General features: G+C 69.7%; 29 protein-coding genes. 23 read left to right on the top strand and 6 right to left on the bottom strand.

Features of this window, described 5'->3' with window-relative positions; all coding sequences use genetic code 11:
* Positions 1–130: 130 nt before the first annotated feature.
* Positions 131–1,153, bottom strand: coding sequence for a LacI family DNA-binding transcriptional regulator (locus ABZ930_RS29380; protein WP_351455156.1), 1,023 nt, complete (start codon positions 1,151–1,153; stop codon positions 131–133).
* A gap of 53 nt (positions 1,154–1,206) precedes the next feature.
* On the bottom strand, positions 1,207–2,010 hold the full coding sequence (locus tag ABZ930_RS29375) for a response regulator transcription factor (protein ID WP_361554106.1): 804 nt from the start codon (positions 2,008–2,010) through the stop codon (positions 1,207–1,209).
* A 325-nt stretch (positions 2,011–2,335) separates the two neighbouring features.
* On the opposite strand from ABZ930_RS29375, the gene ABZ930_RS29370 reads away from it, so the two are divergent.
* The 14 genes from ABZ930_RS29370 to ABZ930_RS29305 all read left to right on the top strand — a co-directional run bounded on the left by ABZ930_RS29370 (position 2,336) and on the right by ABZ930_RS29305 (position 12,166).
* Positions 2,336–3,088 (top strand): alpha/beta fold hydrolase, encoded by a 753-nt coding sequence (locus tag ABZ930_RS29370; protein ID WP_361554103.1) that lies wholly within the window; start codon positions 2,336–2,338, stop codon positions 3,086–3,088.
* A gap of 48 nt (positions 3,089–3,136) precedes the next feature.
* The gene (locus ABZ930_RS29365; RefSeq protein WP_361554100.1) at positions 3,137–3,391 is read left to right on the top strand and encodes a MoaD/ThiS family protein; all 255 of its coding nucleotides are present in this window, start codon (positions 3,137–3,139) and stop codon (positions 3,389–3,391) included.
* 5 nt (positions 3,392–3,396) lie between these two features.
* Complete coding sequence (locus ABZ930_RS29360; RefSeq protein ID WP_361554097.1) at positions 3,397–4,587, top strand: hypothetical protein; 1,191 nt, start codon at positions 3,397–3,399, stop codon at positions 4,585–4,587.
* A 96-nt stretch (positions 4,588–4,683) separates the two neighbouring features.
* Positions 4,684–5,412 (top strand): DUF2993 domain-containing protein, encoded by a 729-nt coding sequence (locus ABZ930_RS29355; protein WP_361554094.1) that lies wholly within the window; start codon positions 4,684–4,686, stop codon positions 5,410–5,412.
* Positions 5,413–5,631: 219 nt separating this feature from the next.
* Positions 5,632–5,712 (top strand): putative leader peptide, encoded by an 81-nt coding sequence (locus ABZ930_RS29350; RefSeq protein WP_351257108.1) that lies wholly within the window; start codon positions 5,632–5,634, stop codon positions 5,710–5,712.
* Between the two features lie 141 nt (positions 5,713–5,853).
* A complete protein-coding gene (locus tag ABZ930_RS29345; protein ID WP_361554091.1) occupies positions 5,854–6,699 on the top strand; it encodes a sulfurtransferase in 846 nt (281 codons plus the stop codon).
* 35 nt (positions 6,700–6,734) lie between these two features.
* Positions 6,735–7,022 carry a DUF1416 domain-containing protein gene (locus tag ABZ930_RS29340; RefSeq protein ID WP_054232391.1) on the top strand — a complete coding sequence of 96 codons (288 nt, stop codon included), beginning with the start codon at positions 6,735–6,737 and terminating at the stop codon, positions 7,020–7,022.
* 132 nt (positions 7,023–7,154) lie between these two features.
* Complete coding sequence (locus ABZ930_RS29335) at positions 7,155–7,382, top strand: DUF3099 domain-containing protein (RefSeq protein ID WP_361554088.1); 228 nt, start codon at positions 7,155–7,157, stop codon at positions 7,380–7,382.
* A gap of 99 nt (positions 7,383–7,481) precedes the next feature.
* Positions 7,482–8,228 (top strand): hypothetical protein, encoded by a 747-nt coding sequence (locus ABZ930_RS29330; RefSeq protein WP_361554085.1) that lies wholly within the window; start codon positions 7,482–7,484, stop codon positions 8,226–8,228.
* Positions 8,225–9,019: a hypothetical protein gene (locus ABZ930_RS29325; RefSeq protein ID WP_361554082.1), complete on the top strand. Its 795-nt coding sequence runs from the start codon at positions 8,225–8,227 to the stop codon at positions 9,017–9,019. Before ABZ930_RS29330 ends, ABZ930_RS29325 begins: the two co-directional genes overlap by 4 nt.
* Positions 9,016–9,897, top strand: coding sequence for a hypothetical protein (locus tag ABZ930_RS29320; protein WP_361554079.1), 882 nt, complete (start codon positions 9,016–9,018; stop codon positions 9,895–9,897). Before ABZ930_RS29325 ends, ABZ930_RS29320 begins: the two co-directional genes overlap by 4 nt.
* 212 nt (positions 9,898–10,109) lie before the next feature.
* Positions 10,110–10,682, top strand: a complete 573-nt coding sequence (locus ABZ930_RS29315) for an FABP family protein (RefSeq protein WP_361554076.1) — start codon at positions 10,110–10,112, stop codon at positions 10,680–10,682.
* Between the two features lie 16 nt (positions 10,683–10,698).
* Positions 10,699–11,151: a transcriptional repressor gene (locus ABZ930_RS29310; RefSeq protein ID WP_361554073.1), complete on the top strand. Its 453-nt coding sequence runs from the start codon at positions 10,699–10,701 to the stop codon at positions 11,149–11,151.
* A gap of 34 nt (positions 11,152–11,185) precedes the next feature.
* Positions 11,186–12,166 (top strand): folate-binding protein, encoded by a 981-nt coding sequence (locus tag ABZ930_RS29305; protein WP_361554070.1) that lies wholly within the window; start codon positions 11,186–11,188, stop codon positions 12,164–12,166.
* A gap of 1 nt (position 12,167) precedes the next feature.
* On the opposite strand, the gene dtd is transcribed toward ABZ930_RS29305, so the two are convergent.
* Positions 12,168–12,593 (bottom strand): D-aminoacyl-tRNA deacylase, encoded by a 426-nt coding sequence (dtd, locus tag ABZ930_RS29300; RefSeq protein WP_361554067.1) that lies wholly within the window; start codon positions 12,591–12,593, stop codon positions 12,168–12,170.
* A 181-nt stretch (positions 12,594–12,774) separates the two neighbouring features.
* Here dtd and ABZ930_RS29295 point away from each other — a divergent pair, with 181 nt between their 5' ends.
* Positions 12,775–13,368: an ABC transporter substrate-binding protein gene (locus ABZ930_RS29295; RefSeq protein WP_361554064.1), complete on the top strand. Its 594-nt coding sequence runs from the start codon at positions 12,775–12,777 to the stop codon at positions 13,366–13,368.
* A 324-nt stretch (positions 13,369–13,692) separates the two neighbouring features.
* A complete protein-coding gene (locus ABZ930_RS29290; RefSeq protein WP_361554061.1) occupies positions 13,693–14,946 on the top strand; it encodes a GNAT family N-acetyltransferase in 1,254 nt (417 codons plus the stop codon).
* A gap of 63 nt (positions 14,947–15,009) precedes the next feature.
* Here ABZ930_RS29290 and ABZ930_RS29285 read toward each other — a convergent pair whose 3' ends face one another.
* Positions 15,010–15,195, bottom strand: a complete 186-nt coding sequence (locus ABZ930_RS29285; RefSeq protein WP_361554058.1) for a hypothetical protein — start codon at positions 15,193–15,195, stop codon at positions 15,010–15,012.
* A gap of 213 nt (positions 15,196–15,408) precedes the next feature.
* Between ABZ930_RS29285 and ABZ930_RS29280 the strand changes: the two genes are divergently transcribed.
* Positions 15,409–16,341, top strand: a complete 933-nt coding sequence (locus tag ABZ930_RS29280; protein ID WP_361554055.1) for a winged helix-turn-helix domain-containing protein — start codon at positions 15,409–15,411, stop codon at positions 16,339–16,341.
* 37 nt (positions 16,342–16,378) lie between these two features.
* Here ABZ930_RS29280 and ABZ930_RS29275 read toward each other — a convergent pair whose 3' ends face one another.
* Positions 16,379–16,570 (bottom strand): hypothetical protein, encoded by a 192-nt coding sequence (locus ABZ930_RS29275; protein WP_111665462.1) that lies wholly within the window; start codon positions 16,568–16,570, stop codon positions 16,379–16,381.
* Between the two features lie 204 nt (positions 16,571–16,774).
* On the opposite strand from ABZ930_RS29275, the gene ABZ930_RS29270 reads away from it, so the two are divergent.
* From ABZ930_RS29270 to ABZ930_RS29255, 4 genes are all read left to right on the top strand, one after another.
* Positions 16,775–17,671 carry a winged helix-turn-helix domain-containing protein gene (locus tag ABZ930_RS29270; protein WP_361554120.1) on the top strand — a complete coding sequence of 299 codons (897 nt, stop codon included), beginning with the start codon at positions 16,775–16,777 and terminating at the stop codon, positions 17,669–17,671.
* Positions 17,620–18,420: an HAD family hydrolase gene (locus ABZ930_RS29265; RefSeq protein ID WP_361554052.1), complete on the top strand. Its 801-nt coding sequence runs from the start codon at positions 17,620–17,622 to the stop codon at positions 18,418–18,420. The genes ABZ930_RS29270 and ABZ930_RS29265 overlap by 52 nt, the downstream gene beginning before the upstream one ends.
* A 124-nt stretch (positions 18,421–18,544) precedes the next feature.
* Positions 18,545–19,438: a GntR family transcriptional regulator gene (locus ABZ930_RS29260; protein WP_361554049.1), complete on the top strand. Its 894-nt coding sequence runs from the start codon at positions 18,545–18,547 to the stop codon at positions 19,436–19,438.
* Between the two features lie 242 nt (positions 19,439–19,680).
* The gene (locus tag ABZ930_RS29255) at positions 19,681–20,841 is read left to right on the top strand and encodes an aminoglycoside phosphotransferase family protein (RefSeq protein ID WP_361554047.1); all 1,161 of its coding nucleotides are present in this window, start codon (positions 19,681–19,683) and stop codon (positions 20,839–20,841) included.
* Between the two features lie 320 nt (positions 20,842–21,161).
* On the opposite strand, the gene ABZ930_RS29250 is transcribed toward ABZ930_RS29255, so the two are convergent.
* Positions 21,162–21,890 (bottom strand): HAD-IA family hydrolase, encoded by a 729-nt coding sequence (locus ABZ930_RS29250; protein ID WP_361554044.1) that lies wholly within the window; start codon positions 21,888–21,890, stop codon positions 21,162–21,164.
* A 149-nt stretch (positions 21,891–22,039) separates the two neighbouring features.
* On the opposite strand from ABZ930_RS29250, the gene ABZ930_RS29245 reads away from it, so the two are divergent.
* Positions 22,040–23,107 carry a phosphotransferase gene (locus ABZ930_RS29245; RefSeq protein ID WP_361554041.1) on the top strand — a complete coding sequence of 356 codons (1,068 nt, stop codon included), beginning with the start codon at positions 22,040–22,042 and terminating at the stop codon, positions 23,105–23,107.
* A gap of 156 nt (positions 23,108–23,263) precedes the next feature.
* Positions 23,264–24,097, top strand: a complete 834-nt coding sequence (locus tag ABZ930_RS29240) for a hypothetical protein (protein WP_361554038.1) — start codon at positions 23,264–23,266, stop codon at positions 24,095–24,097.
* The last annotated feature ends 10 nt before the right edge of the window (positions 24,098–24,107 follow it).

Genomic DNA, 24,107 nt, shown 5'->3' with positions numbered 1-24,107 from the left:
GCAGTTCCCCGCGCCCCTGAAGCGAGCTGCGCTCGCTCAGGGGCAGGGGAAGGCGCGCGCAGCGCATGCCTTCAGGGGCGCGGGGAACTGCGCGAGAAGCCCCGCCGGCCCGCAGCCGACCACGAGACCCCTAAGCGCAGCCGCAGGACTGCCGCACGACCAGCCGCGACGGGAACAGCTTCAAGCGCTCGCGCCGCGACCCGGCGACCCGCAGTGAATCGTCCAGCACCAGATCGACGGCGGCCCGCGCCATCGCGGGCCGGTCCGACGCGACCGTGGTGAGCGGCGGATCGGTGAGCCCCGCCTCCTTCACGTCGTCGAACCCGGCGACGCCCAGCTCGCCCGGCACCTCGATGCGCAGCTCGCGCGCGGCCCGCAGCACCCCGATGGCCTGGTCGTCGGTGGAGCAGAAGATGGCCGGCGGCCGGTGCGGCCCGGCGAGCAGTTCGAGCGCCACCTTGTACGCGTCGTAGCGGTTGTAGGGGGCTTCGAAGAGCCGGCCCTCCGTGGATCTGCCCGCTTCCTGCATCGCGCGCCGCCAGCCCTCGACGTGGTCGGAGACCGGGTCGCCGACGGACGGCGTCTCGGCGGTGCCGCCCAGACAGGCCACGTACGCGTAGCCGTGTTCGAGGAGGTGGCGGGTGGCCAGCTGGGCGCCGCCGAGGTCGTCCGTCACGACGGCGACGTCGTCGATGGCCTCGGGCCGCTCGTGCAGCAGCACCACGCGGGCGTCCCACGCCTCGATCTCGGTCGCCGCCAGATCGTTGAGACCGTGGCTGACCAGGATCAGGCCGGAGACCCGCATGCCGAGGAACGCGCGCAGATAGTGCACCTCGCGGTCGCCGACGTAGTCGGAGTTGCCGACGAGCACCATCTTTCCGCGCTCGGACGCCGCCTGCTCCACCGCGTGCGCCATCTCCGCGAAGAACGGCTGGCGCGAGTCCGGCACGATCATGCCTATGAGGTCGGTCCGGCGCGAGGCCATCGCCTGGGCGACCCGGTCCGGCCGGTACCCCAGCTCCTTGATCGCGGCGAGAACGCGCTCGCGCGTGGCCGGGGCGACCGGCCGGGGTCCGTTGTTGATCACGTAGGACACGACGGCGGTCGAAGTACCCGCCAGTCGCGCAACGTCGTCCCGAGTCACCTTGGCCACGCGCGGAGTCTACGCGGATGGACCACCCTCTGGGCAGGGCGTAAACCTGCTCGCTACGAGTCGGCCGAAACCGTCTCGGTGCGCCGGGCGGCGGCCGTGTCCGCTTCGTCCTGGTTGGCGGAGGAAGCGGCCTTCTCGCTCTTCTCCGCCGCCTTCTCCTTGTCCGCCCGCTCGCCCTTCTCCGGCTTCTCCGGGGTGACGAACCGGTAGCCCACGTTGCGCACGGTGCCGATCAGCGACTCGTGCTCGGGGCCCAGCTTGGCGCGCAGCCGTCGTACGTGGACGTCCACGGTCCGGGTGCCGCCGAAGTAGTCGTAGCCCCAGACCTCCTGGAGCAGCTGGGCGCGGGTGAAGACCCGGCCCGGGTGCTGCGCGAGGTACTTCAGGAGCTCGAACTCCTTGAAGGTGAGGTCGAGGACGCGCCCCTTGAGCTTGGCGCTGTAGGTCGCCTCGTCCACCGACAGGTCGCCGTTGCGGATCTCCATGGGGGAGTCGTCGGCGACGATCTGCTGGCGGCCCATGGCGAGCCGCAGCCGGGCCTCGACCTCGGCCGGACCGGCCGTGTCGAGGAGTACGTCGTCGATGCCCCAGTCGGCGGTGACGGCGGCGAGGCCGCCCTCGGTGACGACCAGGACCAGCGGACAGCCGGGTCCGGTGGAGCGGAGCAGCTGACAGAGGCTGCGGACCTGCGGGAGGTCGCGGCGGCCGTCGATCAGGATCACGTCGGCGCCGGGGGTGTCGACGAGGGCCGGGCCCTCTGCCGGAGCCACGCGCACGTTGTGCAGAAGCAGGCCGAGAGCGGGCAGCACCTCCGTCGACGGCTGAAGGGCATTGGTCAGGAGCAGCAATGAACTCATCGCGCCCCACCGGCCTGGGTCGTCCTACGTTCGTGCACGGTTCGCTCGCCCATAACGTCTGGTTCCTCCTCGGTCCCTGCGAGGACGTTTGCGGCACTGCTTCGTGTTGCTCGTACTGCTGTACGGCCTTTGTCGTGGGCCCGCGCCCCGGGCCCCGCGCCGTCGGGAGTGAGGTCGTATACAACTCTCCTGAAAGCACAAAAGGACCCGGGGGCTGCACTGCCCGAGTCCTTCGCCCAGCAGAATAGCCCACATGAGTAGGGGTCCGGCAGGTGAAGGACGTGGATCTTCTGTGCGGCCGATCACTGAACGAGCGCGGCGCGTGATGCTCCGGACACAGGACGGAGTCGCGATCGACGCCGCGTACGAGCCCGGATCCGGGCCCGCCGACGGGCCGGTGATCGTGCTCGCGCACGGGTTCACCGGCGATCTGGAGCGGCCTCACGTGCGGCGCGCGGCCGAGGTGTTCGCGCAGGGTGCGGCCGTGGTCACGTTCACGTTCCGCGGGCACGGGCGCTCGGGCGGGCGCTCCACGGTGGGCGACCGTGAGGTGCTGGATCTCGCGGCGGCCGTCGCCTGGGCGCGCTCGCTCGGGCACGAGCGGGTCGTGACGGTCGGATTTTCGATGGGTGGTTCCGTGGTGCTGCGGCACGCGGCGTTGCACAGAGGGCGCACGGAAGCGCGGACCGACGCCGTCGTCGCGGTGAGCGCTCCGGCCCGGTGGTTCTACCGCGGGACCGCTCCGATGCGGCGGCTGCACTGGGTCGTCACACGGCCCACGGGACGCATGGTGGGCCGGCTCGGCCTGCGCACCCGTATCCATCCGTACGACTGGGACCCGATCCCGCTCTCGCCGGTGGAGTCGGTGCCGCTGATCGCGCCGACGCCGCTGCTCGTCGTGCACGGCGACCGCGACCCGTACTTCCCCGTCGACCATCCCCGGATGCTGGCGGAGGCCGCCGCGGGCGGCGCCGAGCTGTGGCTGGAGGAGGGCATGGGACACGCGGAGCACGCGGCGAGCGACGCGCTGCTCGCCCGGATCGGTGAGTGGGCCCGTACCGCGGGTACCGCACAATAGGACGCCGATCAGAGAACCAGACCGTGGAAGCGGGGAGAGGAGCGCCCTGTGGCAACCGGCACCCTTCGTTACTGGGCGGCGGCCAAGTCGGCCGCCGGCGTGGCCGAGGAACCGTACGACGCCGAAGACCTGGGCGCGGCCCTGGCCGCGGCCCGCGAGCGGCACCCCGGGGAACTGGTCCGGGTACTGCAGCGCTGCTCGTTCCTCGTCGACGGAAACCCCGTCGGGACGCGCGGCCATGAGACGGTACGGCTGGCCGAGGGCGGCACGGTCGAGGTGCTCCCGCCGTTCGCAGGAGGGTGACACCGATGAGCAGCAACGAGCAGTACCCGTACGACCCGTCGCAGCACCAGCAGCACCAGCAGCAGTACGACCAGCAGCCGTACGACGCCGAGCCCACGCAGTACTGGCAGGCGCAGACCTGGGACACCCAGGTCCAGCCGGCGCCGGTGCAGCAGCAGTACCAGCAACAGCAGCAGTACCCGCAGCAGCAACAGCAGCAACAGTCGTATCAACAGCAACAGCCGTACCAGCAGCAGCAACAACAGCAGTCGTACCTGCCGCAGCAGCAACAGGAGTACGGCTACGGCGAGCAGCAGGCCCAGCCGCTGCCCCCGCAGCAGGAGTGGCCGTACGAGCCGGCGCCGCAGGCCCCCGCTCCGGCCCCCGAGCCCGCCCCCGCACCGGCCGCCGCCGACGACGGGCCCGGCTACGGCCCGGCCACCGTCACCGGCAACGCCCGCGTCACGGATGCCCAGCGGGCCCGCGCCGAGGGCCGTTCGCCGATCATCGAGCCGGGCATCCAGCCGGCCGGCCTCACCGCGGTGCTCGGTCTGCTGCTCGCGGGCGGCGCCGCCGTCGGCTCGTACGCGCTGCTCGTCCCGCTGGTGCTGCTCCAGGCGGTCACCGCCGCGGGCTGGTTCCGGCTCAACGGCATGTGGCCCGCCCGCCAGGGCATCGCCCTCGCCTTCCTCGGCGGCGTCGTCGCGGACATCGCGCTGCTCGCGGCCGGCCGGGAGCACGGGCCCGCCGCGATCCTCGGCACGCTCGGCGTCTGGGTGCTGCTCACCCTGGTCCTGCAACTGCGCTCGCACGCCTCGCCGGACGAGCGGATGTACGGCCTGATGGCGACCGTCGTCTCGGCGGCGCTCGCGATCGTGGCGGCCGGTCACCTGGCCGCCGACCCGGACGCGGTCACGGTGGGCGCGATCGCGGTGGCCGTCGCCGTCGTGGCCCGCGCGCTGCCGCTGCCGACCCCGGTCTCCGTCGTGGTCGCGCTGCTCGCCGGGGCCGGGGCGGGGATCGCCGCCGGCGGTCTGACCGGCGTCGGTTCGGGCGGGGCGCTGCTCGGGCTCGGCGCCGCGGCGGCCGCGCTGATCGGGCACCGGGTCGCGTCGTACGACTACCCGTCGCGCTTCGTCCACATGACGGCGGGCGTCGCCCTGCCGCTCGCCGCCGCCGCTCCGGTCGTGTACGTGCTGGGGCGGGTCGTCGGCTGACGCCGGTCGTGCCGGGGCGGGACCCCGGGGCGCCGCCCCGGACCCCGCTCCTCAAACGCCGGAGGGGCCGGGTTCGCCCCGGGTACGCTCCCGAACATGCGTGCACTGCGAATACTGCTGATCCTTGTCGTGATCCTCGGCGGCCTGTTCGTGATTGCCGACCGGGTCGCGGTCAACATCGCCGAGAGCAAGGCCGCGGACAAGATCCGGGAGAGCGAGGGCCTCGCGAGCACTCCCTCCGTGTCGATCGAGGGCTTCCCGTTCCTGACCCAGGTCGCCGACGGCACCCTGGACGACGTGAAGATCGGCATCGAGGACTACGAGGCCAAGAACGCCGACGGCAGCATCCGCATCGCGGACATGAACGCCGAGATGCACGGCGTGAAGTTCGACAGCAGCTACAGCTCGGCCACCGCCGCCTCCGCCACCGGCACCGCGCGGATCTCCTACGCCGAACTCCTCAAGGCCGTACGGAAGGCGGGCCCGGCCCGGGTCGCCCCCGGCGTGAGCGCGCAGATCGACGGCCTGTCGTACGCCGGTGACGGCAAGGCCAAGGTGACGATCGCCTTCAAGACGCCGCTGGGCACCCTGCGCCCCACCGTGACCAGCGCCGTCAAGGTCACCGGCGGCAAGCTCTCCGCCCGCGCCGACAGCCTGCCGAAGGTCGGCTCGTTCGACCTCGGCGAAACGGCGCTGCGCGAGGTGACCGACTTCCAGCAGGCGATCGACGATCTGCCCGCGGACATCAAGCTGAACAAGGTCGAGGCGGTCGAGGACGGCATCGAGATCTCGGTGTCGGGTTCGGATCTGCGTCTCGTCGGGTAGGGCAGACCGCGTATCCGAAAACCGCACACCCGGAAAGGACCGGCCGTCCGCAGTGCGAGACGGAGGTGTCCGCCCAGCAGGAGTGAGCGGTGCCACGGCGCGCCCGGACCCCGGCGGCGGTGGCTTCGGCAGGCCATCGATCTCACATGTCGGTCGATCGCGTCTCATTATTCGACACGTCGGTGACACGGCCGCCGGTGCGTCCTTACGATCGGTGTCATGAAGCGACAGGCGGACCTCACGAAGCGGCGGGCAGTAGACCTGTGCCGCGTCGCCGCCATGCTCTGTCGCACCGCCTGAGCGGGGCGGTCGGCCACCGGGCCGCATTCCCGATTCCCGCTTTCCGGGCCCCTTGAGACGCGACACACGACTCGGGGTCACCGTGCGCACCCGCACACATCCGTTCAGCATGCCTGCCGCAACTGCCCCGGAGGAAACAGCATGAGCCGCAGCGACGTCCTGGTCGACGCCGACTGGGTCGAGGCCAACCTCGACAACGACAACGTGGCGATCGTCGAGGTGGACGAAGACACGTCCGCGTACGACAAGAACCACATCAAGAACGCGATCCGGATCGACTGGACCAAGGACCTCCAGGACCCGGTCCGCCGTGACTTCATCGACCAGGCCGGCTTCGAGGAGCTGCTGTCGAAGAAGGGCATCGGCAACGACACGACCGTCGTGCTCTACGGCGGCAACAACAACTGGTTCGCGTCCTACGCGTTCTGGTACTTCAAGCTCTACGGCCACCAGGACGTCAAGCTCCTCGACGGCGGCCGCAAGAAGTGGGAGCTGGACTCCCGCGACCTGGTCGACGGCGCGCAGGTCCCGAACCGGCCGGCCACGCAGTACAAGGCCAAGCCGCAGGACACGTCGATCCGCGCCTTCCGCGACGACGTCGTCGACGCGATCGGCAACAAGAACCTCGTCGACGTGCGCTCGCCCGACGAGTTCTCCGGCAAGCTGCTCGCCCCGGCCCACCTCCCGCAGGAGCAGTCGCAGCGTCCGGGCCACGTCCCGTCCGCGCGCAACATCCCGTGGTCGAAGAACGCCAACGACGACGGCACCTTCAAGTCGGACGAGGAGCTCAAGGCCCTCTACGAGGACGAGCAGGTCGACCTGTCCAAGGACACCGTCGCGTACTGCCGCATCGGTGAGCGCTCGGCCCTGACCTGGTTCGTGCTGCACGAGCTGCTCGGCCAGGAGAACGTCAAGAACTACGACGGCTCGTGGACCGAGTACGGCTCGCTCGTCGGCGTGCCGATCGAGCTCGGCGCCAACAAGTAAGACCTCAACCGACCTCTCGTATCTAGGAGTTCAGCATGTGTGGAGCGAAGGCCGGCGGCCCCGACGCCTCGACGATCAAGCCCGGTGAGACCACCATCCAGGGTCAGGTCACCCGCGACGGCGAGCCGGTGACGGGCTACGTCCGTCTGCTCGACTCGACCGGCGAGTTCACCGCCGAGGTCCCGACCTCGGCCACGGGCCAGTTCCGCTTCTACGCGGCCGAGGGCACCTGGACCGTGCGCGCGCTGGTCCCGGGCGGCACGGCGGACCGCACGGTCGTCGCCCAGACGGGCGGGCTCGCGGAGGTCGCGATCGCGGTCTGAGCGACCCGGCGATCACGCGTGACGGCTGAAGGGCCGCACCCCAGGGGTTGGACGCCACTGGACGGGGTGCGGCCCTTCGGCTTGCGCCTTTCCGCCTGCCCGGCGCGGCGCGCACGGGCTTAGGCTGGAGAGATGTACGCGCGGCGGAAGCACGCCTACTTCGCCATGATGGGCGTCTGCATCGCCCTCTTCGTCCTGGCCTGGGGCGTCGTGCGCCTCTGGTCGGTCCCCGCCGCCGTGATCATGTGCGTCGTCGCCATGGTCATCCCGCCCTTCGCCGCCATCGTCGCCAACCGCAAGGGCCCCGAGGACCGGTGGTGGGACGAACCGGACGGGGAGCGGCGCCCGCCCCGACGGTGACCGATTCGTGATCACGTTACGTGCAACCTTCAAGTATCGCTGTGGGTCTCCTGTGCGCGGAGAACGGAATCCGCGCTTCGAGTTCTGTGGGGGGACCTGTTGGATCACGAACAAGCACCACACATCGCGCCCGGGGAGAGACCCCGGCGCCACCGCGCCCGCACACCCGCGCTGATCGGCGCGGCCGCCGTGCTCGGCGTCGTCGCGGGCCTGTGCACCGGCTACGTCGTCCAGGCGGGCCGCGCTCCCGACCCGCTGCCGCCGCTCGCCCAGCAGAAGGTCGCCCAGACCAAGGGCGGCAAGGCTCCCGAGGCGCTCTCCGCGGCGCAGGACCGGCGGATCAAGACCGACGGCGACCTGCGCAAGCTGCTGGTGCCGAAGCCCTCCGGCGCCCAGCGGGCGACGGGCATCCCGCAGGGCTGGGTCGACCAGTTCGGGTTCGCCGCCGACTACGACCGGCCGGCCGACGCCTTCCGCGATCTGTCCGCCGACTCCTTCCGGCGGGCCGCGACCGTGTCCTGGCAGCGGGGGCAGTCCACGACGGCGGTCAACCTCGTCCAGTTCCGCGAGACCGAGCACCTCGCCTCGCAGGACTACGTCAGCGTGCAGGGCGACTTCGCCACCGAGGACTCCGGCAACGACGGCGAGCCGATCCCCGGCAGCGCCGAGGGCCGCGTCTACGTCTACGAACGGCCCGACACCAAGCCCGGCTACCTGCCGATGTACACGTCCCACACGCTCGCCGCGCGCGGCGACATCGTGATGGACATCTGGATGTACGACACCAAGCCGATCTCGAAGAAGTCCGCGATGGATCTCGCCAAGCGGCAGTTGGAGCGCCTGTGAGCGACCAGTCTCCGCGGCCCGAAGAGCCGGCCGCCGCGCTCCCGCAGCCCGTGGATCCGCAGTCCGAGGCCCCGCGTCGGCGTCGCCGCTGGCCCGCCGTCACCGTCGCCTGCGTCGTCGTGCTCGCCGTGGCCGGCGGCGCCGGATTCACTGTGCTGAAGGTGAACGACGCCGACCGCACCGTCCGCACCAAGGTGTGGGGCTCGCCCGAGCAGGGCAAGCAGCGCGCGGCCGGCTCCGCCGACGACGACCTGATGAAGCGCCTGCTGCCGATGCCCGACGGCTACGCTCCCGGCCCCGACATCGACGAGTTCGGCAACGAGAAGGTGATCACCGGCAAGGAGGCCACGGCCCGCTTCAAGAAGAGCGCCGACAACCTGCCCTCCCGCCAGCGCGACGCCCAGCACAAGTCGATCGACAAGCTGAAGCTCAAGGGCCTGGCGGTGCGCAGCTACTCCGCCGAGTCCTCCGACCTCGTGGTCGAGACCCAGCTCGCCGAGATCCAGAACCGGCAGGCGGGCCGCAACATCAAGGAGTTCCGGTCCGAGTTCCTGCGGGCGCTCGGCGTCTTCGGCAAGGGCCCGAAGATCAAGGGGCACCGCAACGCGGACTGCTTCCGCGCGCCCCGCGACAAGGAGACCAAGCTGGACCTGCTGATGTGCAGCGCGTACCAGGACGACCTCCTGGTCTCCGTCACCGCGTACGGCCCGTCCTCCCTCGACAGCGGGGCCGTCGCCGACCTCCTGGCCCAGCAGCTCGACCACATCTCGTCCCGGGGTGAACTCGTATGACGTCCCAGCCGACAGACCAGGTCCCGGACCAGGCTCCGGAGCACACCCCGGACCGGCTCGCGGAGCAGTACCCGGCCCCGCCCGCGCACCCGCCGCTCTTCCCGCCGCCCCCGCCCGCCGGCAAGAAGGACCGGCGCGTCCTGCGGGCCGCTCTGCGCTGGACCGCCGCCGTCGTCGTGTTCGCGGCCGTCGGGGCCGGGGTCGCGTACGGGGTCACCGAGCAGAAGCGGAGCGATCTGCCGGGTCTGGCCACCGAGAGCGACGGGCGGTGGGAGTACCCCACGATCGTCCGGCCGCCGCTGCCGAAGGACGCCCCGGCCGCGTTCGCCGAGGACAACCTCCGCGAGGAGCACTTCGCCGACCTGCGCGCGCTGATCCTGCCCGCGCCCGAAGGCGCCGAGGAGGACAAGGCGCTCGCAGGGAAGGACGGCTGGCTGCCCACGGCCACGTACCTGAAGACGTACGACAAGGAAGCGCGGAGCGATCTCGCCCAGTCCCTGAAGGACGGCGGCCTGCGGCACATCGCGGCGCGCGGCTGGACCATGCCGGACGGCACGCACACCAGCGTCTACCTGCTGCGCTTCAATACGGGCGCCTTCGCCCGCGAGTACCGCAGCCAGGTGAACCAGAGCCTGGCGACCGTGGTCGGGGCACCCAAGTTCGACGAGGAGTTCTCGCTCCAGGGCAACGCCGACGCGGTCCCCCACACCCATCTGTACGTCTACGGCGAGCAGAAGCCGTACGGCAAGGAACGCGTCCGGTACGCGTACGTCGAGGCCGGTGACGTGCTGGCCCTGGTGGTCCAGACGGACGACGGGCACGGCTCCGCCATCCCGTTCCGGCAGACCGTCGCGCTGCAGAACCAGCTGCTCGGCTGACCTCACCGAGTGCGCCGGGCCCCACCCGACTACAGTGGGGCCCGGCTCTGTATCCGCATACGTTCCGCTCACCGAGGAGCACCCCGTGCTTGAGGCTTTCTTCTCCGCTCTGCTCGTTCTGGTCTGCGTCGGCGTCCTCGCCTTCGCCGGTCTGACCGTGAAGAAGCTGTACCAGGGCCAGCGCTGACCTACCCCACCTGATTGAGCACTCCATGATCCAGATCCCGTCGGACCTGCACCCCGACCTCGTTCCCCTCGCGTTCCTCCTGGGCAACTGGGCAGGCGCGGGCGTCACCGACTTCCCGGGCGCCGAGAAGGCCAACTTCGGCCAGGAGGTCTCCTTCACCCACGACGGGCGGGACTTCCTGGAGTACCACTCGCACACCTGGATCCTCGACGGCGAGGGCAACAAGGTGAAGCCGCTGGAGTCGGAGTCCGGCTTCTGGCGCGTCGGCAAGGACCGCAAGGTCGAGGTCGTCATGGTCCGCGACGACGGTGTCGTCGAGGTCTGGTACGGCGAGCTGGCCGACAAGAAGCCGCAGATCGACCTCGCGACGGACGCGGTCGCCCGCACCGCGGCCTCCGGCCCGTACAGCGGCGGCAAGCGGCTGTACGGCTACGTGAAGAGCGACCTGATGTGGGTCGGCGAGAAGCAGACCCCCGAGGTTCCGCTGCGCCCCTACATGTCGGCCCAGCTGAAGAAGGTCGTCTCCCCGGAGGAGGTCGCCGAGATGGCGCGCAACCTCCCGGACATGCCGGACGACGGCATCGCCTTCTTCAAGTAGTCCTAGACTCGACGGTGTGGTGAGCACCGACTGGAAGAGCGACCTGAGGCAGCGCGGCTACCGGCTGACGCCGCAGCGACAGCTTGTCCTCGAAGCCGTGGACACCCTCGAGCACGCGACCCCCGACGACATCCTGGGCGAAGTACGCAGGACGGCGTCGGGGATCAACATCTCGACGGTCTACCGGACCCTGGAGCTCCTGGAGGAGCTCGGGCTCGTCAGCCATGCCCATCTGGGCCACGGCGCCCCCACGTACCACCTCGCCGACCGGCACCACCACATCCACATGGTGTGCCGAGACTGCACGAGCGTGATCGAGGCCGATGTGGACGTGGCCCGCGAGTTCACCGACAAGCTGCGCGCCGAGTACGGCTTCGACACCGATCTGAAGCACTTCGCGATCTTCGGCCGGTGCGCGGGCTGCACGGAGGCCAAGGCCGCCGGGACGCAGGCCCGGGCGCAGGAATAAGCGCGTCCGCCCGCTCGTCGTAGTCTGTGTGAACATGCAGCGACTTTCACCGAGCAGCCCCCTGCTGACCCTGCCCGGCGCCGTCTCCGCCGAGGGCGTGGACGAGGGCGTCGCGGCCCACTACGGCGACCTGTTCCGCGAGCAGCGCTCCCTCGCCGACGGATCCGGCGTCGTGGACCTCTCGCACCGCGGGGTCATCACCGTCACCGGCGACGACCGGCTGAGCTGGCTGCACCTGCTGCTCACCCAGCACGTCAGCGACCTGCCGGCCGGCCAGGCCACGGAAGCGCTGATCCTCTCCGCCAACGGACACATCGAGCACGCCCTGTACCTGGTGGACGACGGCACCACCACGTGGGCGCACGTGGAGCCCGGCACCCAGGAGGCGCTCCTCGCGTACCTGGAGTCCATGAAGTTCTTCTACCGGGTCGAGGCCGCCGACCGCACCGCCGAGTTCGCGGTCGTGCACCTGCCGGCCGGTTCCATCGCCCCGGTGCCCGACGGGGCCGCCGTGCGCGAGACGCCGTACGGCCGCGACCTGTTCCTGCCGCGCGCCGACCTGGAGTCCTACGCGACCGAGCACGGGCCCGCCGTCGGCCTGCTGGCGTACGAGGCGCTCCGCGTCGAGCAGCACCGCCCGCGCCTCGGCTTCGAGACCGACCACCGCACCATCCCGCACGAGCTGGGCTGGATCGGCAGCGCCGTGCACCTGCAGAAGGGCTGCTACCGCGGGCAGGAGACCGTCGCCCGCGTCCAGAACCTCGGCAAGCCGCCGCGGCGCCTCGTCTTCCTGCACCTCGACGGCAGCGAGGTGCACCTGCCGGCCCACGGCGCCGAGGTGCGGCTGGCCGCCGACGGCCCCGAGGGCCGCAAGATCGGCTTCGTCACCACGTCCGTACGCCACCACGAGCTGGGCCCGATCGCCCTCGCGCTGGTGAAGCGGAACGTGCCGGTCGACGCCCCGCTGCTCGCCGAGACCACGGCGGCGGCCCAGGAAGTCGTCGTCGAGCCCTAGCTCAGACGTCGATCAGGACGGTGAACGGGCCGTCGTTCGTCAGGGACACGCGCATCTGCGCCCCGAAGCGGCCCGTCGCCACCGTCGCGCCCAGCGCCCGCAACTGCGCGACGACCTCGTCGACCAGCGGCTCGGCGACCTCGCCGGGAGCCGCCGCGTTCCAGGTGGGGCGGCGGCCCTTGCGGGCGTCGCCGTAGAGCGTGAACTGGCTGATGACCAGCAGCGGGGCGTCGATGTCGCTGCACGACCGCTCGTCGGCGAGCATCCGGACCGACCAGAGCTTGCGGGCCAGCCGGGCCGCTTCCTGCGGGGTGTCCTCGTGGGTCACCCCGACCAGGACGCACAGCCCCTCGCCCTTGATCTCGCCCACGGTCTCGCCGTCCACGACGACGCTCGCGCCGTCCACCCGCTGTACCACTGCTCGCATACGGTCATCATGCCGTGCCCGCCACACCCGGCGTCCGAACCCCCCATCCGGGGCCGATATGGGGCACTCGCACCCTAAGTGGCCACGCGGAGTGGCACCATGCTCACACGTGGTGCGCCGGAGGCGTACGGCGGCAGTCCGGTCGAGGGGACGGTAAGCACACACCATGGATTCCCATGCCATGAGCCACACAACGAGTACGGGGCCGCCCGCAGAGCCCGCCACCGTGTCGCTGACGCATCTGTCGCGGCCGCCGGTCCAGCGCACGGACAGTCCCGAGCTGCGGCCCGTTCCCGTACCCGACCTGGCCACGCTGCGGCTGGCCGAGCTGCGGACGCTGCGCCGGGACTCCCAGCAGGACGAGGCCGACCTGAGCTATGTGCGGCGGCTGCTCCAGGGCCGGATCGACATCCTGCGGGCCGAGTTGGCGCGGCGGCGGGATCCGGAGGGGCCCGTGGTGGACCGGCTCTCGGAGATCCTGCGGGACCAGCCGACGCGCTACCGCTCGTCGGCCCGGCACGTCACGCTCGGGACGCCGCGCAGCGAGGAGTTCCGGCGGCTGGCCTCGGAGATGCTCTCCGAGGTGGAGCTGTCGGACCTGGACGCCCGCACCGACGACGAGCTGCATGCCGGGATGGGGCGGCTCGTGCGGTACGAGCAGCAGGTGTCGCGGAGGAGGCAGCAGTTGCAGCGGACGGCCGACGACTGCAGCGCCGAGATCGCGCGGCGGTACCGGGAGGGCGAGGCGCAGGTCGACGATCTGCTGGGGGACTGACGGGGGTGTGGTCGGGCGCGGGTTCGGTGGGGGCCGGCCGCGCTGTTCCCCGCGCCTCTGGGCCGTCCGCCGGGTGCGGCTCTCGTCGTGGCTGGTCGCGCAGTTCCCCGCGCCCCTGAGATGCGCACTTCGTGCGCCATCTCATCGCCCCTGGGCGAGCGGAGCTCGCTTCCAGGGGCGCGGGGAACTGCGCGAGAAGCGGCCACCGGCCGGCAGCCGGCGGACGGCCCAGAGGCGCGGGGAACCGCACGACCAGCCACGACGGCGCCGCACCCGGTGGGAATCCGCGCGACACCCCGGCAGGACCCCGCCTAGCGTGGCTCCATGAGCGACATCGACGTGCGGCCCATCACGGAGGACGAACTCCCCGACTGGGTCCGCGCCCTGAACACCGGCTTCCTGCGCTCCGCGACCCCTTCCCCGGAAGAGACCGCCAAGCGCAGAACCCATTTCGACCTGACCCGCACCAGGGCGGCGTTCCCCCCGGACGGCGACCGACAGGTGGCCACCTTCCGCTCCTTCGCCCAGGAGCTGACCCTCCCCGGCGGCGCAGCCGTCCCCACGGACGCCATCTCGAACGTCACGGTCAGCCCCACCCACCGCCGCCGCGGCCTGCTCACCCGCATGATGGCCGCCGACCTCGCCGAGGCGAAGGAGCGCGGCGACGTGGCCGCCACCCTGATCGCCGCCGAGTACCCGATCTACGGGCGTTACGGATTCGGCCCCGCGACGCACGCCGTCGACTGGCAGATCGACGTGCCGCGCACCGGACTGGACCCGCGCAGGTCCGGCCCCGACGACGGCGGCCGGGTCGACCTCGTCGGCGTCGAGGAGGTCCGCAGGGCCGGCCCCGCCCTGCACGACCGGATCCGCGGACGGATCGCGGGCGTGGTCTCGCGCGACGCCTACTGGTGGGAGCTGCACACCGGCCTGCACCCGACCCCCGACAACCCGTGGAAGGAACCCTTCTACGCGCTGTACCGCAACGCCCGCGGCGAGGTGGAGGGCCTGGCCGCCTACCGCACCGAGGACCGTTTCAACGACGCGATACAGCCGGAGTGCACGGCGCGCGTGCAGTATCTGTTCGGGCTCACCCCCGCCGCCGAGCGCGCCCTGTGGCAGTACGTCTGCTCGATCGACTGGATCACGTCCGTCCGCAGCGGCCTGCGGGCCACCGACGACCTGCTCCCGGACTTCCTGCCCGACCCGCGCGCCGCCCGCGTGGTGTCACGGGCCGACTTCCTGTGGGCGCGGATCCTCGACGTCGTACGGGCGCTGGAGGCGCGTACGTACGAGACGGCCGGCGAGCTGGTGCTCGAGGTGCACGACGCGGCGGGGCTCGCCGGGGGACGGTTCGCGTTGACGGCGGCGCCCGACGGCGCGGTCTGCGCCCCGAGCGCCGCGGCTCCCCAGCTCACGCTCGACATCCGCGAGCTGGGGGCGCTGTGGCTGGGCGGCGGGTCCGCGGTGCGGCTCGCCGCCCTGGGCCGGGTGGTGGAGGAGGAGACGGGCGCCGCTGCCGCGGCCGACGCCCTGTTCCGCACGGCCCGGCGCCCGTGGTGCCCCGACATGTTCTGAGGCCGGGGACGCGCTGCCCGAAGACCGACCGGGCTCCCGGCTCCCCTCCGGAAGGGAGCCCGGTCAGCCGCTCTGGGCCAGCAGCATCACGAGGGCGGCCGCCCCGATGCCGCTGATCATGGTGTTCTTGGCCTTGAGACCGACGGACAGCATGATGAAGGCGATGATGCCCATCGGCCCGTACTTCCACTGGATGAGCTGCTCGAATCCGATGGCCAGCGCGGCGACGACGATGGCGAAGACCGGCATGTCCCTACCCCCTTAGGTGGGAGTGGTGACCAACTCTGCTGCCAAAGCGATGGCGTAGACCAACCTCTGTGGTCGACGCCAACCCCCGTGGTTGTCCGACCATGTCGTCCAAGTTGGTCACCAACTCACTGGTACTTATCTCCGCTGCAGCGCGACTTATAACCATCCTTCCTTCAACTCCCTTGAGATGGCGTGAAGTTGTACCGTTGATGTGTGAGCCTGGAGCATGCCGCCGTCAATGGACGGCCAGAGCCGCGGCGGACGCAGTGGACGTACCGCGAGGTGGCGGATGAGCTGCGGGCCAGGATCCGTTCCGGCGCCCTGCGTCCTGGCCAGCGGATGCCAACTCAGGCCCAGTTGGCGGACGACTTCGGCGTGGAGCGCTCCGCGGTGCGCCAGGCGCTGCGCATACTCCAGTCCGAGCACCTGCTGGCCAACGTCTCGAAGGGCAGTCCTGCCACCGTCGCGGAGAACACGCAGTCCGCGTTCCGCGGCCCCGGAGCGCCTCCGCAGCCGACGATGGTGGGGCTCGCCCCGCGGGTCACGGCCGCCTTCCGGCAGCAGGACGTGGAGATCGACGCCCTGTGCCTGACGTCGGTCTCGCTGACCCTCGCGATGGGCGAACCCCTCCGGCAGATCCACGCGGGCCGCATGAAACCGGCCAAGGTCCGCGTCCGGGTGCTGATGCCCAGCCGGGACATCGACCTGGCCTTTCCGGCCCCGGCTCCGGTGGCGGCCCTGGAGGCCGAGCAGGAGGCGGCCCTGGGCGGCAGGCTGCGGCGTCACTGGCTGGCGCAGCGCAATGCGCAGGGCCAGGTGCTCAAGCACAACCTGACGGCCCTGCGCACCACGCACGGCATGGACGTCCGGGTGGAGTTCCGAGCCCTCCCGTTCACGCCACCGGTCAAGCTCTATCTGCTCAACGGCAACGAGGCGCTCTTCGCCTACTACACGCTGAGCAGGCGCGGTGAGCAGCTCGACCGGGAGCGGGTCGACGTGTACGACGCGGCGGGTGTCCAGCAGATGCTGTTCGCGTTCGAACACGGGGCAGGACTGCGGGACACCACCTTCGTCGAGCAGTCCCACCTGTGGTTCAACAGCCTCTGGAACACGATCAGTACGGACCTGACGCTGATCGGTCCCTGACCGGGCCGGTCCTCGGCTGCGTACTACTGGCCGTGCACTAGTGGAGCGCGGGGCCGGCCACCATGATCGCGAGCAGTACGCCACCGATGGAACTGCAGGTGGCGTTCCTGGCCTTGACGCCCACGGCCAGCAGGAGCAGGCCCGCGATGCCGGCCGGGCCGTAGTGCCACTGGACGAGCTGCTCGAAGGTGATCACGAAGACCGCGGAGAGGAGACTCAGGAAAGGCATGGCGGTTCCCCCTTCATCGGCTTCGGCAGGTGCTGCGACGGGTTGGCAGAGTGCGCGCCATCTGTAACCATCCGGTGCCAAGTTGGCTACCAACCCACGATTGTTGTCCCCAACTCGCGACGCTGAAAAACAAGTCTTCAACAACTCCCGCCAAATGGACGGGAGTTGTACCATTTGGTTGTGACCCGGGAGAGCGTGGCGGACATGGCGGACACGATGGACGTGACACTGAACGGAAGCAGAAAGCGGGGCCCCCAGGAGATCGCCGACGACCTGCGCCGCCGGATCAAGGCCGGCGAGCTCAGGGCGGGCGACCGGCTGCCCACGCAGGCGGTCCTTGCCGAGGAGTTCGGAGTGGAGCGCGGCACGGTCCGCCAGGCTCTCCAACTCCTCGAAGCCGACGGCCTGTTGAGTAGCCGCAGCAAGGGGAGCCCGCCGCGCATCGCCTCCGCGGCCACCGCGCCCGACGGGCCGCAGCCCACGATGGTCGCCCTGGCCCCACGGCTCGTCGAGGCGTTCCAGGCGCCCGAGGTGCGCATCGACGCGGTGTGCATGACCTCCGAGACCCTCATGCTGGCCCTCGGCGAACCGCTCCGCCTGATCCACGAGGGCCGGATGCGCCCGAGCGCCGTCGACGTCCGCATCCTGCTGCCCGGCCGCGACATCGAGCTCGCCTTCCCGGTGCCGGTCCCGGACCCCGGCGACGGCACCGACCGCGCCGACGACGTGGCGGTCCACCAGCGCTGGCTGGCCCAGCGCAACGCCCAGGGCCAGGTGCTGCGCCACAACCTCCGCTCGCTGCGCTCCTCGCACAACATCGACGTCCGGGTGACCTTCCGCGCCCTGCCCTTCACGCCCCCCGTCAAGCTCTACCTGCTCAACCACGAGGAGGCGCTCCTCTCGTACTACATGGTCACCAAGCGCGAGGAGGAGATCGACAGCGGCACCAAGCTGGAGATGTACTCGGCGACGGGCACCCAGGCCCTGCTGTTCTCCTTCGAGAAGCGCGCGGGCCACCGGGACCGCGCGTTCGTCGAGGAGTCCCAGAAATGGTTCGACGCGCTCTGGGCAACCATTACGTCGGACCTGACACTCTCCTAGTGACTTCTGATCTGGCGAAGCAGACTGATTCAGTGGCTGACGAGACGGAATACCGCGGGGAACTGACCGGGCTGGTGCGAGGGGCGCGGTATGTGCTCTTCGACTTCGACGGGCCGATCTGCCGGCTGTTCGCGGGGCGGTCGGCCGAGTGGATCGCGCGGGAGCAGGTGGCCTGGCTGGATGCGCAGGGGCTCGGCGACGCCCTGACCGCTGAGGGGCATGTGGACAGAGATCCGCACGGAGTGCTGCGCAGCCTGGGGCGCCGGCGGCCGTCGAGTGACCTGGTCGTGGAAATGGAGAAACGTCTCACCGACCATGAGCTCCAAGCGGTCCCCACCGCGTGGCCCACCCCGTACGCGGACCCCCTGATCCGCACCTGGTCCGCGCTCGGCGCCCGCCTCGCCATCACCACCAACAATTCGCCCGAGGTGGCCCGGCGGTATCTGGCCGGACGCGACCTCTCCGCCTGCTTCGAGCCGCACATCTACGGCCGCACCCAGGACCTGACCCTCCTCAAGCCCGATCCGTACTGCCTCAACCGTGCGCTGAACGCCATGGGCGCGGCCCCCGCCACTGCCCTGATGATCGGTGACACCCCCACGGACCTGCGCGCGGCCGAGGCCGCCGGCATCGCCTTTCTCGGCTACGCGCGTAACGAGGACAAGGAGCGGATGCTGCGGGAGGCCGGCGCCTCTCAGGTGGTCCAGTCGTTGCAACAACTGCTCGGAATTCTGCTGCACCGGTCCTGACCTGCGGATCCACCGTTCTGGCTGACAAGTCGGTGGAGTTGGCTGCCAACTGGCGTAGAGTTGACGCGACTTGGTGCTGCGGATCGGTACTGCTGATCGGTACTGCGGAGGTGATCGTGCCGTGGTGAACGACAAGAGCGTCCCGGCGCTCCGTCCCACCTCCGAGGACATAGCCGAGGAACTGCGGACCCGTATCAGGACCGGGGTGCTCGGGGCGGGCGACCGCATGCCCACGCAGGCCGCGCTCGCCGAGGAGTTCGGGGTGGAGCGGGGCGCTGTGCGGGGCGCTTTGCAGCTGCTGCGGGCGGACGGCCTGCTGACCAACGTGAGCAAGGGCAGCCCGCCGCAGGTCGCCGAGCGGGCCACGGCGGCCCTGCCGAGCGGATCCCGCTCCGCGCGCAGCATTCTCGGCCCCCGGCTGGTCGCCGCGTTCCAGGAGTCGGATGTACGCCTCGACGTGGTGTGCCTGACGGCGGAGACCCTGATGGTGTCGCTGGGCGAGCCGCTGCGGCAGGTCTTCGAGGGGACGAGCCGGCCCCGCTCGGTCCACGTACGCGTCCTGCTCCCGGCGAGCGACCTGTTCTTCGACTATCCGGCGCCGGAGAAGGGCTGGGGGCACGACGCCGAGCTCGACGCGGCGCTCCGCCGGCGCACAAGGAACCAACTGGCCGCGCAACAGACGGTCCTGGAGCAGAACTTCACCCTCCTTCGCCGGGTGGGCGGCATCGACGTTCGCACGGAGTTCCGCCGTCTGACGGGCACGCCCACCCGCAAGGTCTATCTGCTCAACCGGCGGGAGGCCCTGATCGGGCACTACATCCCGCAGCGGATCCTGCGGGAGGTCGACGACTACGACAACGGCACCCCGGTGCCCCTGTGCGATGTGCGGGGCTTCGAGACCCCGATGTTCGCGTTCGACCGGGCCGGGGGCCCGATGGAGACCGCTTTCGTCGAGGCCGAGCAGCAGATGTTCGACGGGCTCTGGGAGCACGTGGCCCGGGATGCCGGTCAGGTCTGAGTGATCGTCTTCGCGGTCCTCCGGCAGCGGTGGCGTGATTCCGTCGGGGAGCGCCCGGCCGAGTGAGCGGGGTGGGCCGAGACCGGTCAGGAACCGTTCGGCTGTCGAACGCGGATTTCGGAAGTGTGGGTTTCCTCTGCCGGTATCAGCCGTTCGCTGCATAGGGCCTCTGAGCGGGGCCGCAGGTCGATATCGTGCAGCCTTTCTGTCCGGACTTCTGCATGGACATGCTGGAGACGCTTGTGTCTGCCTCTTCCCCCGCGCGCCCGGTCAAGGCCCCGACGCTGGACGACTCCCAATGGGCCGCGCTCATGACGTACGCGGAAAGCAACGGCGCGGTGATGGAGGGCCATCACAACACCAACCGGGTGGTGTGTCTGCCGGCCACCATGGCCGGTTGGTTCGGCGGCTGTCTGGGGACACCGGCTTTGGTGACCGTACGGGCCCGGAAGCCGGGGGCCCTGCCGGTGGTGATCCGGATGTGGCAGGACGAGGCGCCGGTCCTGGGCGCGGTGCGCCCGATTCTCGAGAACGTGCCGTGCTGCCTGGCGCGGCGGGACGGCGTGGCGGTCCACAGTTACGTCCAGGGGGTTCCCCTGTCGCTGACCTGCCCGGCCGGCGAGTTCCTGGAGTCCGAGACGGTGCGGGCCCTGGCCGGGGAGCTCGCTCGGATGACGAGGGTGCGGATCGACGAGCTCCCGCCACCGCCGCCCGCGTGGTCCCGGCTGGGCCACCTCCTGGGGCAGAGCGCGGAGTTCCTGAGGACTCTCGCGCTGGCCGCCGACACCCAGATCCGGCAGCCCAACTGGGTTGCCTTCGCTGGGCTGTTCGCATCGCTGGGCGTGGAGGGACGGGCACTGATCGGTTTCGCGGAGAGGGTGCCGAGGCTCCACGACCGGCCTTTCAGCCTGCTGCACGGCGATCTGCACCGCGACAACGTGATCCTCGCCTTCGACCGGCCGAAACGTCCCCTGATCTGCGTCGACTGGGAACTCGCGATGTACGGGGACCCGCTGCACGACCTCGCCACCCATCTGGTGCGCATGCGCTATCCGCACCATCAATGGGACGAGGTCGTCGAGGCGTGGTGCCGGGCGATGAAGGAGGAGGGACGGGAGCAGGCGACGGACGGTGTGACGAGCGATCTGCCGCACTACGTCGACTTCGAGCGTGCGCAGTCCGTGTATCCCGATGTGATGCGAGCGGTGTGGACGCTCGGTTCCTCGTTCGGGCCCGATGAACTGGAGATGGCGGCCCTGGAGGTGCACCGGGCCCTGGAGGCGGCGGAGCGGCCGCTGCGACTGCGTGGGCTGCCGAAGACGAGCGCGATCGAGCAGCTGATCCTGTGCTGGTGCAAGGGCCACGGAGCCCGGTTCCTGGAGAAGGGACCGGGCGCGCGCTGAGCCTAGGAAAGCGATGAACGAGTCCCGCCGCGTGCCGACTTCGACGAGTAGGTGGTCGAGGAAGCGCTGTGGGTCGAGGCGCCGGCCTCCGCCCGCCCGGTGTCAAGGGTGCGACGCATCTCAGCACCGTGGTGACCGCGGGAGGCGTGGATGCCGAGGGGCGCCAGTACCTACCTCTAGGAGAGGGCTTCACGGTCCTCGCCGCTCCCGGGTTTCAGTTCCTTGAGTTTCGCTTGAGATTCAGGGAGTTGCTGCGGCTGTTCGACGCTCTTGCGAGTGAGGTGACCATCTGCGAAAGTGCACTGTTCCACCCTTCTGGGTCAATGGTTGCCCTGTGCCGTAAGAGTCAGCACGGTATCCAGCAGTGGTGCCAGCGAGTCCACGACGGCGTCCGCTCCCAACTTGGCCATCTGGCTTCCTTCTGCTTCATTGTCGGTGCAGCCGAGGAACAAGGTTCCTGCCGCTTGGGCGGCTTCCAGGTCCGTGACCTTGTCTCCCACCATGAGACAGAATTCCGGCTTCAGACCCAAGCCCGCCGACGCGCGTAGGACGCTGTCCGGATCGGGTTTCATTCTGTCCAGCGCACGGGGATCACGCCCGTAGACCCGATTCCCAAAGTGACCAGCTAGGCCGTGTTGATTCAAAAAGGCCGAAATGGGACCGGCGTCATTGTTGCTCGCCACGGCGAGTCCGACCCCTGCGGCGGCCAGTTGCGTGACCACCGCGTGAAGGTGGTCAGACGCTCTGGCCGTCTGGACGGCCACGTACTCGGCGCGTGTCACCAGGTCGGCGGCCAGGCCGGCGGTCGCGGACGTGTCTCGGCGCAGTTCCTGAAGAATGGCGTGGGAGTCGCGCAGTGCCGTCATGGTGCCTGGCAGCCGGACACCTCCAGCCCGCAACATGGCTTCCTTGATCTCCTCGGCCTGGGGAGCTGTACCATCCGGGAAGAGGCGGCACATCGGGCCATCGAAGTCGAAAATCACTCCCGAGGCCCGCTTGATGAGCCCTGCCAATCGGCCATGGCGATGTGCATGGTTCCTCTCATTCATGACGCAAGGCTCGCACGTGCGGACAGGAATGCCCACTTCCGGGGACAGTCGGGTCGGTACGCGTTGCTTTCGTCCGCTTCGGACCTTTGGCACGGAGTAGCGTGCTCCCCCATCGGTGTGGCACGGGCGTCGATTCTGCGGAGTGGGCAATGGCAGTGGAGAAGACCTCGCGGGCGCGTCGTACGGCAGCGACCCTCAGCCGGAGTGAACCGGAGATCGAGGGGCCTCTGAAGGGCTATCACCATGAGACGTACGTCATCTCGCTCAAGGGCGCATCGGACCACCTGGCCTCGGTGCGCTGGAAGTGCCGGGAGCCACGCGAGGGTCTCTACTGGTTCGACCGGCGGTGTTTCCCGTCGGAGGAGGCTGTGGTTGAAGCCCTGACGGGACGCATCACAAGTGTTCCGGAGCTCATCGAGACCAAGGGAGTGCGGCTCCAGCGTTTTGTCGAGGGCGAGACACTGGGGGCCAGGTACGGTGTCGGCGACGAGATTCCTGAAGCGATCATGCGGCAAATTCTGAATGTGTTCGCCGAGTTGGCGCGGATTCAGCCCGCCACACTGACTGTCAAGTGTCTTTGTGCTGCTGAGGACAGGGTGCGCGACGGCGATACGAACGGATTTCTTGAGCGGCTGATCCGTTTCACGGAAATGAGTGTCTACCGAAAGCACCGGAATCTGTACGGGGACCTGTTTGCCGAGCTCGGGATCCCTGGAGATGCCTTCAAGAGCCTGCGCGAACAAGTGGCCGGGCTACGCGAGCGCCCCTTTCGGCTGCTCCACGCCGACCTGCACCGGGAGAACCTAATTCTCGATCCGTCGGACCGGCTCTGGGTCATCGATTGGGAGTTGGCGATGTTCGGGGATCCGCTCTACGACTTGGCCACGCACCTCCATCTGATGCGCTACCCAGAGGTGCAGGAGAAGCGGGTCGTGGAGGAGTGGCGGGACGTCGAGGGTAGTGCCAGCTCGGTCGGGCTCGATGACGATCTTCCCTTGCTCCTCGCCTACAAGCGCGCCCAGTCTGTTTTCACGGATGTCATCAGGTCGGCCCTCACTCTGCGGAACGCAGGGCGCGCAGTGGATCGAACAGGCCTGCTGGCGGCTACGGCGCGCAAGCTTCACAGCGTGCTTCTGCATGGGGCGCCGCCGCTGGGCGTCATCTCCGTACCGGCCACCCGGTCCATTGCGACGATCATGCGGGAATGGCTGGGCTGACCCTCAAGTTGTGCGGCAACTCGGTGTGCAGTCAACGTACTTGCCAGCTTTGCGACGCTCGGTGACCATGGTCCTATGACGTCAAATGGGGGTACCGGGCCGCAGCGGAACGGTGGTTGGCGGAGATCGTTTCATGAACGCTATGAGGCGTGGACCGTGCGAGTCGTCCTGCTGGCCATCTTCTTGACGGGCCTGGTCGCGGGATTTGTGAAGCCTGTTGGCAACGCACTCGAAGGCAAGGCATTCGTAGGGGGTGCGCTGCTCAGCCTTGTCGCCTACGTGCTGTATGACGCGATCAAGGAGCTTACGGCGGCAATGGCAGAGCGTGAGAACCAGCCCGCGCAGACGGCCATCATGCGGGTCTTCGGGGATGAGGTGGTGGCTGCCTTCGGCACCGGCAGGATCGAGCTCTGTGTCATGGGATACACCGGTGAGACGTTGCTTCACGAGATCGAGCAGGGGCTGCGCGCTCTGAGAGGCAGGGCGGGGCAGGTCGACAGGATCCGTATCCGGATCCTGGCGCCGGACTTCAGCGTCCCCAGGCTCGTTCCGGCTCGGCTGGAAGGCGACGGCCGGGTCGACGACCCTGATTTCCGTGACGAGATCCGGGTCAAGTGCAAGTCAATAGCCACACAACTTGAGGGCCGTGTCGAGGAGTTGAAGTCCGCAGTGTCGCCCTCCCGGGAAATTTCCTGCGAGTACCGGGTTTACGACGGGGTGCCCGATCTGAAAGTGGTCATCCTGAACGAAGAGACGGTGCTGTTTGGTGTCTACGATCACTCGTCCATTCGGCTGGTCGACGGCAAGCAGTACGTCGATCCGTCCGGCGCGGACACGCCAATGAACCGGGTCTCGGCCTCCGTGGGACGGGGGGCGGCTCAGGCTGAAGCCTTAGCGCTGGTCAAGACATGGCGGATCTTGTTCGACGGCCGATGGGCCTTGTCCACCCTGCCGAGGTGGCGCCGTGTGGCGCCGGGCAGCGGGGTTTGAGCCTGTCTTT

This window comes from Streptomyces sp. NPDC046716 (genome assembly GCF_040645755.1).
GTDB lineage: Bacteria > Actinomycetota > Actinomycetes > Streptomycetales > Streptomycetaceae > Streptomyces.
The sequence above is the reverse complement of the archived record's forward strand: the minus strand, read 5'-3'. Positions and strand labels throughout refer to the sequence as shown.